Source organism: Arthrobacter crystallopoietes BAB-32 (assembly GCF_000328305.2).
Classification (GTDB): domain Bacteria; phylum Actinomycetota; class Actinomycetes; order Actinomycetales; family Micrococcaceae; genus Crystallibacter; species Crystallibacter crystallopoietes_A.
Map to the genome: position 1 here is coordinate 1 of NZ_ANPE02000265.1, position 11,070 is coordinate 11,070.

At 69.0% G+C, this 11,070-nt stretch carries 7 protein-coding genes and 1 pseudogene; 7 read left to right on the forward strand and 1 reads right to left on the reverse strand.

The features are described from left to right. A pseudogene (locus D477_RS22865) lies at positions 1 to 1,677 on the forward strand (hypothetical protein); the annotation flags it as partial. A gap of 423 nt (positions 1,678 to 2,100) precedes the next feature. Then, complete coding sequence (locus D477_RS21455; protein WP_005274008.1) at positions 2,101 to 2,670, forward strand: hypothetical protein; 570 nt, start codon at positions 2,101 to 2,103, stop codon at positions 2,668 to 2,670. Between the two features lie 135 nt (positions 2,671 to 2,805). Here the strand turns inward: D477_RS21455 and D477_RS19220 are convergent, their stop codons facing one another. Next, on the reverse strand, positions 2,806 to 2,982 hold the full coding sequence (locus D477_RS19220; protein WP_005274011.1) for a CsbD family protein: 177 nt from the start codon (positions 2,980 to 2,982) through the stop codon (positions 2,806 to 2,808). A gap of 590 nt (positions 2,983 to 3,572) precedes the next feature. On the opposite strand from D477_RS19220, the gene D477_RS19225 reads away from it, so the two are divergent. The 5 genes from D477_RS19225 to D477_RS21460 all read left to right on the forward strand — a co-directional run bounded on the left by D477_RS19225 (position 3,573) and on the right by D477_RS21460 (position 10,978). Further along, positions 3,573 to 6,158, forward strand: a complete 2,586-nt coding sequence (locus tag D477_RS19225; protein WP_150110207.1) for a hypothetical protein — start codon at positions 3,573 to 3,575, stop codon at positions 6,156 to 6,158. Positions 6,159 to 6,483: 325 nt separating this feature from the next. Beyond that, positions 6,484 to 6,855: a hypothetical protein gene (locus D477_RS19230; protein WP_005274017.1), complete on the forward strand. Its 372-nt coding sequence runs from the start codon at positions 6,484 to 6,486 to the stop codon at positions 6,853 to 6,855. A gap of 200 nt (positions 6,856 to 7,055) precedes the next feature. Further along, the gene (locus tag D477_RS19235) at positions 7,056 to 7,535 is read left to right on the forward strand and encodes a DUF4383 domain-containing protein (protein WP_005274021.1); all 480 of its coding nucleotides are present in this window, start codon (positions 7,056 to 7,058) and stop codon (positions 7,533 to 7,535) included. A gap of 199 nt (positions 7,536 to 7,734) precedes the next feature. Next, complete coding sequence (locus D477_RS19240) at positions 7,735 to 7,956, forward strand: hypothetical protein (protein ID WP_005274024.1); 222 nt, start codon at positions 7,735 to 7,737, stop codon at positions 7,954 to 7,956. A gap of 157 nt (positions 7,957 to 8,113) precedes the next feature. After that, the gene (locus D477_RS21460) at positions 8,114 to 10,978 is read left to right on the forward strand and encodes a GH25 family lysozyme (protein WP_005274030.1); all 2,865 of its coding nucleotides are present in this window, start codon (positions 8,114 to 8,116) and stop codon (positions 10,976 to 10,978) included. Positions 10,979 to 11,070: the final 92 nt, after the last annotated feature.

Here is an 11,070-nt window from a genome sequence, read left to right on the forward strand (position 1 = left end):
CCTGCGGCGGCACCGGTCCCGGCTGCGCCGGACGGGCAAACGCCGGCCGATCCCGCCGAGGCTGCCGCAGAGTCGTCCGGTTCCGCGGCGGAGCCGCAAGCTGCGGTGGCCTTGGCCGGAGGGGAGGATTCCGAGCCGGACGCTGACGAGCTTGAGGGCGAAGGCGATGAGGCCGAGGACGAAGACGAGCTTGAGGCTGAGGAAGAGGCTGAGGACGAGGACGGCGAGGACGACGAAGCCGAGGCCGAGCACGAGGAGGACGAAACCGAGCAGGGGGATGACGAAGCCGAGCAGGAGGACGTAGGCGAAGAGGACGAGGACGACGACGACCGGGACAAGCTCGCCACCGTCCGCGTCGACCAGCAGTGGGTCATCGACGGCGAGTACTTCGTCGACGGCGCGGAGCCGGACGGCTTCGAGGCGGACCTGAAGCTCTCCCTGCCGAAGGACGAAGATGAGTTCCGCGCCGCCGAGTGGGGCCGCGTCTATAGCGACTATCGGCGCGGCAAGGACCTGACCATCAAGCAGAGCGAACCCGAGGTTCCGGAAGGCTGTTGGCTGACGGACACGGACGGCCTCGGCACTTTCGAGCTCGAGTACCGGTCGAACCGATTCGCCGTCGTTAATAAGGTCCACTGCGACACGACGCTGAAGCTCGTGAAGAAGATCGAGCCGGACGGGAACTCCGAGTACGAAGACTGGTTCTGGCTCAAGGCCGCCCACGGTGAGGACATCGCCGTCGAAGGTTTGACCGGTGCCCAAGGCTACGTTGACGGCGGGACCACCTACACGCTGGAGGAGGAGGCCAACTTCGACGGCGCCGACGAGTTCAGCGAGGCCGGCTGGTCCTGCACCACCGAGGACGGCTACGGCGAGGTCGCGCAGGACGGCAACCAGGTCACGCCGAAGCACGGCCAGGACGTGGTCTGCACCGCCACGAACGAGCTGGACGCCAAGCACCTGGAGATTCACAAGTCCGTCTGGAATGTGGCGGAGTTCGGGGCAGGCATCTGGCACGTTGAGTACGAGGTCACGGTGACCAACCCGTCGCTGTTCGCCGACCGCGAGTACAAACTGTCCGACACCCTCAAGTTCGGCGACGGCATCCGCGCCACCAACGCGGAGTGGATCCTGGATTACGACGGCGAGGAGGGGGTTTGGTCCGATCCGTCCGGGGACGCCACGGCTACTTTGGCGGACGGCCGCTCGATCGAAGCGGACAGCATCCACACCTACATCATCTGGGCGCGCGTCGAGGTGGATGAGGATGCCGACGAGGATCAGCTGGACTGCGAGCTGAACGGGGACGACGGCACGGGCCTGCTGAACAGGGCGGTGCTGAACGGCGAGTACGAGGCTGAGGCATGTGCCGAGGTCTGGGCTCCCGAGGACGAGGAAGAGGTGACGCCGCCAGGTGAGGATAAGGAAGAGGTGACGCCGCCTTCGCCCGCGCCGACGCCTGCTCCCGCTCCGGCACCCGCTCCGGCTCCTGCGCCCGCGCCGGCTCCGACTCCCGGACCCGCTTTCGTGCCCGGCGCGGCGGCCCCGCAGCCGGCGCCGGTCGTGAGGCCGCAGCTCGCGCAGACGGGAACCGACAGCCTCTGGATGCTCCCCGGCGCGGCCCTGCTGCTGATCGGCGGCACCCTCGCCACCCGGCTCTCCCGCCGGAAGCGCTGATCGGTTGACCTTCCGTCCGGCGCACTGACTCGGCCGGTGGGCCGTCGCGGTGACTGGGCCGATGGGCCGTCGCGGTGACTGGGCCGGCCGCGCCGTGGGTGCCCAGTCCGGGTCGGCGGGCCGGAGCCAACGGCCCTTAATAATTGAGGCCGTCGTCTGGGGAACCGGACGGCGGCCTCGGTCGCGCCTGCCAAGCACCATCCTCATCCATTGGCCTGTAGTGGCTGGATTGAGGGCTGAAACCCAGCTCAATCCAGCCACTAAGGGCCAATCGTTTTGGGGCCGGCTGGAGGGCTGGGACGTGGGCGGAAACGGGGCCGGCTGGAGGGCTGCGACGAGGGGCGATGCTGGGGCCTGGGACGAGGGGCGGAGCGGTGGCGCTGCCGGGCCCTGAAGGTCAGAGGCGAGAGGCATGATGGTGCTGTGGAGAATCTGAGCTTGGTGGTGCCGGAGACCGTGGGTGGGCAGCAGGTCGGCTGGTGGGAGGTCGTGGACGCTTTCGGGCCGCTGGCGACGCTGCTGGCTGCGGTGATCGCTGGTTCGATCGCGTGGCGGGCGCTGAAGCAGCGGTCCTTGGCGGACCGGCGGGCCGAGTGGTGGGGCCGGGCGCAGTGGGCGCTGGAGTCGGCGCTGTCCGATGACCCGGCCCGGCGGGAGACCGGCTTGGGCGTGCTGGGAATCCTGGCGACGAGCAGCCTGGCCACGGACGAGGAGATCGAGATTCTCGGGGTCGCGGCGGTTCAGCCGCTGGCGGAGTTCGCCCGGCCGTCGGTGCTGCCAGAGCGTGAGGGCGCAGGCCGAGGTAGCGGCGCGGGAAGTGGTAAGCCGGAGGGCAGGCGGGAACCCGGTATGCCGGAGGGCTGGCGGGAACCCGGGAACTCGGAGGAGATGCGGGAGCGGATTGCCCGGCGGGCAGCGAAGCTGCAGGTGGTGGCGGACCAGCGGCTCGGCCGGGCGACGGAGGAGTGGATACGTCGGTTGGCCTCCGGGTAGCCGTTCGAGGCCTGTGGTGGGAGGCAGGAAGGGGAGCGGGCCTGGGGAAGGCGAGCACCGGCGTCGTACACGGGACACGAATACGGGGGCGCAGCCGCTGTGGCCGCACCCCCGCAATTGGGTAACCCGTTTGGGTTAGTCCTTCTTGAAAGCGTCCTTGATCTTCTCGCCGGCGTCCTTCAGATCGGCCTTGCTCTGGTCGGTCTTGCCTTCGGCTTCCAGGCGCTCGTCATCGGTAGCCTTACCGGCGGCTTCCTTGCCCTGGCCGCCCATGCGTTCCGCGGCGTTCTCGATCTTGTCGTCCAAACCCATGGTTTTCTCCCTTCGGTTGGTCGAGCCGGCTGGCGGGTTTGTCAGTCGGCTTAGTTTTCACTGTAGCGCCCTGCAGCGCGGCTGTGGCGGGGAAGGGCGAAATCGCTGGCGCGGGGCAGTGGTGAGTACAGTGCGCGCGGCGCTAATTCAGGGCCTCCCGGATGCGTGCGCTGATGGCACGGGTTGAGGGGCCAAGGTGGGAATTTTCGCCCCTAATCTGTGGTGCACCAACTCGGCCTATGGTGTTTGGGTGGGGCCGTTGGTACTTTGGTCCTACGCATTTCCCGCAGGGGGCGGGAGGCTCGCACGAAGGTGTTGGGGCGGCACCAGTTGAGGTGGACCGGGAACGCGCACCGTTCCGGATCACCGATTCCGCCGCAACCCGTTGGGGGAGTGGCGGACAGCCCGGACCACCGGGCCTTGAAGAGGTAGAGGTTGGCTTGGGCCAGCGGCGCCAGCGACGGCATCGCAGGCTCGGGTATCGTACAGCCAGTTGGGGGCGTACAGATGAGGCATCGAGGCAGCCATTCGGCGTCCGGTCCAAGGGCCGCAGCCGCCGCAGTGCTGACGACTGCCATGCTGCTGTTCGGATGGCAGGGGCAGGCGCTGCGGGACCGGGGGAACCGGTGGAGATGGCCGAGACCTGGGACGATTCGACAACGCGATTGTCCGTAGCGCCTTCGGCCGAAGCCTCTGAGGCGCCGGCCGTCGAAACCACGCTGGCTCCGGCCGACCCCTCCGTGACGCCCGCACCCGACCTGACGGCTCCCGCGCCGTCGGACACCGCAGTTGTCGTGCCCTCGCCGCTGCCGCAGCCGTCGGCGATCGACCCGGGCGTCACACCTCCGCCCACTGACCCGCCGGCCACGCCGCCGACAGCGGAGACGCCGCCTGCGCCGTCCGGGATTCCGCCGACGCTGGAGCCCGAGCAGCCGCCGGTCACTCCGCCGCCGGCCACCACTCCGCCGGTCCCGACTCCGCCGACCACCCCTCCGGGGACTACGCCGCCGGTCACGCCACCGCCCACCGTTGACCCGCCGGTCACGCCGCCCACCGTTGATCCGCCGCCCACTGACCCGGGAACGGACGGCGGCACCACACCGCCCGTCCAGCCGCCCGTGGAGGAGACCGACCCCGGCACGGACCCGGCGGATCCGGAAGAGCCGCCCGCAGGCGAGGAAGGCGATAACGACGGCGACCGCCCCGGCCCCGGCATCGACGAGGGTGCAGGCGGCGAGGACATCGTCACCAAGCCCGTAACCGAAGCCCCCGACGTTGTGGACGGCGAGGCGCCCTCGCCCGGCACACCCAACGGCGGACCGGCCGCGGACGTTGTGGTCGACCTCGCCTGGCAGATCAACGGCCGCCCGGCCACGGCGGAGGAAGTCGCCAGCCTCGGCGTCCACGCCGGCCTGCTCATGACACCGGATCCGAACAACCCGGCCCGCGTCGGCGTCCCGCAGTCCGGCTATGAAGAGGGCACCGAGGTGGCGATCAAGGGCAGCATCTCCACCGGCAAACAGTGCCGCCTGGTCTCCCGCAGCGTGCTCGACGGCGAGGACGCCCGGCCGCTGACCGACGCCGGCCTGACCGCCGCACTGGAGGCCGGCCACAACAGCTACACCATCCGCAACGACCTCGAATGCGGCCAGCGCGAAGGCGACCTGGAGCTGATCAAGACGGCCGGCACCCCGGTGGAACGCGTCCCGGGCATCTGGTCCGTCGGCTACGACATCACCGTCACCAACACCTCGGACAGTGAGGCCAAGCCGTACAGCCTGCAGGACACCCTGGACTTCGGCCCGGGGGTAACCATCATCTCCGCCGACTGGACGCGCACAGGTGACGGACCGCCGTCGTCCGGGTCTTGGACCAGCCCCGGCAATGACCGCACCGCCACGCTCGCCCCGGCCGGCACGGAACTGGCCTTCGACGAGGACGAGGACACCGTCCACACCTACCACGTGGAGGCCGTGGTCTCGGTCCCGTCCGGCACCCCCGCGGCGGACCTGGACTGCCGTTTCAACTCCGGCCGCGGCACCGGCCTGACCAGCAGCGTCCAGCTCAACGGCCTGAGCGCCAAGGCCTGCCAGCCGCTGCCCGTCCGCGTGGCGGTGGAGCAGGACTGGAACATCAACGGCACGCACTTCCGCGGCGGCAGCCAGCCCGAAGGCTTCAGCTCGTCGCTGATCATGCCCGCAGGTGTCGGCGGCGTCACCAAGGGCCAGTGGGGCGCCTGGTACGCGTACGACGGCGGCATGCCGGTTTCCCTGGCAGGTAACCTGGCGCTTCCCAGCGGTTGCGAGGCGGCCGGCACGGACGGCGCCGGGCGGATCGGCGGACTCAAGTCGGTCAACACCGTCACCATGGTCACCTCGGTCCAGTGCAAGCAGCAGTTGACGCTGGTCAAGACGCGCTCGGCCCCGCCCGTGGACGGCATCAGCCCCGCCGACTGGAACCTCAGCGCAACCGCCCGCGGGGAAGCGGTTCCCGCCGTCGTCGGTTCCTCCGGCGTAGCCGCCGTCGTGGCCGCCGGCACCACCTACAACCTGACGGAGAGCCCGCGCTTTGTCGGCGGCACCGAATTCACGGCCGGCCGGTGGAGTTGCGAACTGGTCGCCGGCTCGGGTGAGCTGGTGCATGACGGGCACACCGTGACGCCCGGCTACGGCCAGGAGATCGCGTGCCAGGTGGCCAGCGACTGGCAGGCGCCGAAGCTCAACGTCAGCAGCAGCGTCCGCGAACCGGTCCGTGCCGACGACGCCGGCAACGGTGTGTGGGATGTGACCTATGAGGTGGCCGTGCAGAACCCGTCCGTGGTGGCCGGCGCGGAGTACAACATGGTCGACACCCTGGACTTCGGCCCCGGCGTCAACGTCCTCTCCGCCTCCTGGATGCTGCTCGGCTCGGACTGGGCCGGCGAGTGGCTCAATCCGGCACGGAACCCGGTACAGTTGCTCGCTCTCGAGCGCAGCATCGGCGTCATGGACAGCCACGTCTACCTGATCAACGTGCGCGTCCGGGTTGACGAAGGGACGCCCGCCGCCGCACTGGACTGCTTCGGCGGCAGCCGCACCGGGCTGGTCAATACAGCCACTCTCGAGCGGACCCTGACAGCCCGCGCCTGCGCTGCCCTCCCCGAAAACGGGCTGGAAAGCGCCGGCAGCGCCGAGTAGCTGCGGGCCGGAAAGCGCCGGCTGGCCCAGTAGCTGCGGGCCGGAAAGCGCCGGCTAGCCCCGGCCCCGTTGGTCCTGCCCCCGCCCCGGTGCCCTGCCCATTGTGGCCCGGCTACCGCGGACAGATCCCGCCGCTCGGCGGCGTTAACAGATGGATGTATCAGTCTTGGTGCAAATGAATCAATATTGATACATGGACTGAAAGGGTCGGTCTAATATCTGCAATTGACGGTTCCCGACCCGGACCCTGTCTGCCGCACTCCTCCATGCCACGATGGAAGTGCGTCCATCGTGTTGGTGGCGCCTGGAGGACAAGGAATAACGGGTGGAGGCGAGCGTCATGGAAGCAGCTCGGCTGGCGAAGGCGCACGGCCTATTCAACTTGGTGTTCGGGATCTGGCCGCTGCTGCATTACCGCAGCTTCGAAGCCGTGACGGGTCCGAAGAGCGAACCGTGGCTGGTCAAGACGGTCGGCGCGCTGATGGCGGGGATCGGCTATACGCAGCTTCGCGCCGGAGGGTCGCATGCCGGCCTCAATGCAGCAGGTCGGCTGGGCGTGGCGACCAGTGCCGCGTTCGCAGTCATCGATGCCGTCTATGGAGGCCGCGACCGGATCAGCCGGATCTACCTGCTGGACGCCGTGGCCGAGGCCGCCTGGGTGCTGGCCTGGCTCCGGGCCCGCAACGGCCTCCGCTGACCCAACGGCTCACTCCCTGACCGCGGCGTCTCACCCGCTCACCCCGCGGCGTCCCACCCCCTCAGCCTGCCGCCCCGCGGCAGATTCCAGACCCAATCGCTTGCACCTGCGGCGGCGAAATCTATGCTTAAAGCAGCGGACGCTTCAAGAGTCCTGCCCATCCTGCGACAGGAGAGGCGGCCACGGATTGGAAGACGGCTATGACCGCATCAGAGAGCATCCATGCACACGCCGCGCATCCGGCGGTCCGCACGGCCGCGATGGTTTTCGGCGTCGTGTTCCTGCTGGTGGGCATCCTCGGCTTCATCCCCGGGATCACCACCAACTACGACCAGCTGGGCGCAGCCGGGCACATGTCGGAGGCCATGCTGCTGGGCGTGTTCCAGGTCTCGATCCTGCACAACATCGTCCATCTGCTGTTCGGCATCGCCGGTGTCGCCCTCGCCCGCAGCGCCATGGGAGCGAAGAACTTCCTGGTTTGGGGCGGCGTGGTGTACCTGGCCCTGTGGATCTACGGCCTGGTGATTGACCAGGAGAGTGTCGCCAACTTCGTCCCGATGAACACCGCGGACAACTGGCTGCACTTCGTCCTGGGCGTCGCCATGGTCGCCGTCGGTCTGCTGCTGACCAGCGGCCGGCGCCGGGGCGAAGGCCGCGGACATCGGACGGCGCATCCGTAATCGCTCCGTCCCACCGGCCATTTCCCGAAAGCTCCCGCCATCGCCTCGCGCGGTGCGGGAGCTTTCGACCGCCCGAGCCCCGCAGCGGCCCGGTTCCGTGCCGCGCACAAACCGCCTTTCCTGTCTTCCACGTACGACGGCGGCGGCGCACTTCGGGTGCCTCCTGTTGCGCAGCGCCGAGGGGGCCTAACGTTGTCCCATGGATGAGCGGGATCGCTGGGCGCTTGATCATGCCGGCAGCGTGGCCGAGCGGGACAGCATTCGCCGGCGGATCGCGGCGGAAGAGCTCGCGCGGCTGCGCGCCGAGCTGGGGCAGGCCGCCGCAGCGCGAATCGAGCGGCAGATGCTGCGCGTCATCGAGGACGAGCGCCGCAAGGACATCGCCGCTGCTCAGGCCGCACAAGAGGGCGAAACCGCCTAAATTACAGGCCTGTTGTTCACCCCAAGTTCCCTCCGGACCCTATTCGGAGCAATGGACCTGCGCTAACCTTTAAGCACATTCGTCACACCAGTAACATCTTTTTGCCCGCGCCCGGGGGAGCGCTTCCATGACACCATCACCGCACTCAGGGGCTATTGTGCCTAACTTCAAGAAACGATTCACCGCAGCCGGCACGCACCTGCTGGCCTCGGCCACCGTTCTGTCCGTCGCGGTCGGCGGCATCCTGGTCGCGCCGGCAGCGTCGGCCACCGAACCCCAGCCGCAGCCGGCCAGCGAAACAGTCCCGGCGGCTCAAGGCACGGCACCGCCTGCCGAAACCACGCTGCCGGCGACCGCGCCGGAGGACCCGGCCCCGGCGCCGTCGTTAGCGGAAACCACACCGGCCGTCCCCGCCGAAACCGCGCCCGCCGAAACCGCTCCGGCACCGGCGGAGGAAACCCCTGCCCCGGCGCCCGAGCAGCAGGAGAGCACCCCGGCCGAAGAGCCGGACAAGGCCACGGTCGAGGACATCCCGCTGGAGGAGATGACGGAGGAGCAGCGGCAGGCGCTGCTCAAGGAGCTCCAGGGCGAGAATGGCGCGGCCATGGGCAAGGGCCTGGAGATGCGCCAGGAAGCCGAAGCGGAGCTCAAGACGGAGGAAGGCCAGGAGAAGCTGGCCGAAACCCTCGACGTCCTCGAGATCGACCGCACCGCAGCCGTCTCCATCGCCGCCTCCAACCGCGACCACTGGCAGGCCCCGGGCGTGCAGGGCATGGACGTCTCCGGCTGGCAGCCGAGCGTGAACTGGCAGACCGAGTGGAACCTCGGCGCCCGGTTCGCCTACGTGAAGGCCACCGAGGACGTCACCTACCGGAACCCGCAGTTCAGCAACCAGTACACCGGCTCGTACAACGTGGGCATGATCCGCGGCGCCTACCACTTCGCCATTCCGAGCACGAACCTGGCGACGGCGAGGGCGCAGGCGACGTACTTCGTCCGGAACGGCGGCGGCTGGTCTGCGGACGGCAAGACACTGCCTCCGCTGCTCGATATCGAGTTCAACCCGTACCCGCAGCTCGGCAACACCTGCTACAACCTCACGCCGAGCCAGATGGTTGCCTGGGTCCGAGAGTTCTCCAACACCATGAAGGCGCTGACCGGCCGCGTCCCGGCGATCTACACCAACGGCAGCTGGTGGAACCAGTGCACCAACTACAGCACGGCCTTCAAGGACCACCCGCTGCACGTGGCGCACTTCTCCACCGGCAACGTCACCTACCCCTGGCTGCCCGCCGGCTGGAAGCGCTACGACATCTGGCAGTACAGCGAATCCGGCCCCTTCCTCGGCGACTCCAACGTCTGGCGCGGCACATTGACCCAGCTGCGCGATTTCGCCAAGTACCCGTCAGGGGTCGCACCCTCGGCTCCGGCGACGACGCCCGTCAGCACCTCGGTCACCTCGGCCGCGCCAGGGGACCTCAACCTGGACGGCCACGCGGACCTGGTCTCCCGCCGCACCGACGGCTACCTGTGGTTCTACCCGGGCAACGGCTCCGGCGGCTACGGCACCCCGGTGCGGATCGGCGGCGGCTGGCAGATCTACAACAAGCTGATCGGCGCCGGGACCTTCGACGGGGACCGGTATCCGGACCTGCTCGCGCGGCACACCGACGGCTCGCTGTGGTTCTACGCGGGCACGGGCGACGGCAGGTTCAAGGCACGCGTCAAGGTAGGTGCCAGTGGCTGGAACTCGATGACCGACGTCGTTGTTTCCGGTGACTATAACGACGACGGACGCCAGGACCTGCTCGCGCAGCACACCAATGGCACGGCGTATGTTTACCCCGGACTGGGCACCGGCCGGGTTGGCTCGCGCAGTACGATCGGGACCGGCTGGGGCAAGTTCGACCAGCTGATCGCGACCCGGGATTTCGACGGCGACGGCCGCGAGGATGTCGCCGCCACCCAACCGGACGGCACGCTGTGGCTGCTGCGCGGCAACGGCGTGCGGCCCGGCAGCGGCAACATCTTCGACGCCTCGCAGAAGATCGGCAGCAGCGGCTGGCAGGCGTTCACGCAGGTGCTCGGCATCGGCGACAACAACCGCGACGGCAAGAACGACCTCCTGGGCGCCTACTCGAACGGCACGCTGCGCTTCTACGCCGGCACCGGATTCTCCGAGCCGGAGGGCTACGAACGTGGGGTCCGGAAGGGCGACGCAATCTGGAACGGCTTCACCCTCGTGGCGGCGCCGGGCGATTTCAACGGCGACGGCATCGCTGACCTGGTCGCGACCAACCGGTCCGGCGAGCTGTGGTTCGCCGCGGGCGACGGCACCGGCAGCTACGGCGCTCGGGTGAAGATCGGCCGGGGCGGCTGGCAGGCCTACAAGCACCTGGTCGGCGTCGGCGACTACAACGGCGACGGCCGCAACGACCTGGTCGCGGTGGAGAACGATGGCAAGCTGTGGTTCTACGCCGGCACCGGGCGCGTGGCCTCCGGCAATGAGGGCTACCGCTCGCGCGTGAAGATCGGCAGCAGCGGCTGGACCGGCTTCGCGCACCTGGAGGGCGTCGGCGACCTCAACCGCGACGGCAGGAACGACCTGCTCGCCGTGCGGCCGGACGGCGACGTCTACCTCTACACAGGCCCGGGCACGGGCCGGCACCACGGACCGCGCACTCTGATCGCCACCGGCTGGACCGGCTACAACGCCGTCGTGCCGGTGGGGGATTACGACGGCGACGGCGCGGATGACGTCGTGGTGCGCAAGAAGGACGGCACGCTCTGGCTGCGCAGCGGCCTGATGCGCCGGTCCGGAAGCGCCTGGCTCTCCGCCGAAATGCGGATCGGCTCGGGCTGGAACGTGTACAACCGGCTGATGGGCGTCGGCGACTTCAACCGCGACGCCAAGATGGACATGGTCGGCACCCGCACCGACGGCTCGGCCTGGTTCTACGCCGGCACGCAGTTCAAGGTGTCCGCCGCAGTCAAGCCCGGCCTCAACACCGACAAGCTCTGACGCGCTGGTCGATCCGGCGGTTGGCTTGAGCTGGCCGTTGGTTTGAGGGGCGGCCTTCGAAGGGCGGGGCCGGCTGGGGATTCTCCCGGCCG